1 pseudogene is annotated in these 283 nt (G+C 39.2%); it reads right to left on the reverse strand.

Annotation, left to right across the window (positions count from 1 at the left end):
- Positions 1-283 (reverse strand): annotated as a pseudogene (locus FUA24_RS23800) (ATP-dependent zinc metalloprotease FtsH); the annotation flags it as partial.

The following is a 283-nucleotide window of genomic DNA, read 5'->3' on the forward strand; positions in this document are numbered from 1 at the left end:
CACCAAGTGCAGCACACATTTCGTCTAGCATTTGTTCTGGACGAACAATTAAGCGTTCTTCGGGTAAATACCATGCGGCACCTAATGAACGGCCTCTAGGTACAATAGTTACTTTAATTAATGGTGCAGCGTGTTCAAGCATCCAGCTAACAACTGCATGACCAGCTTCATGGAATGCAACGGCGCGTTTTTCACTAGGTGTAATTATTTTGTTTTTCTTTTCTAAACCACCAATAATTCTATCAACAGCATCAAGAAAATCTTGTTTATCAACTTCTTTTTT

The organism is Seonamhaeicola marinus (assembly GCF_008085455.1).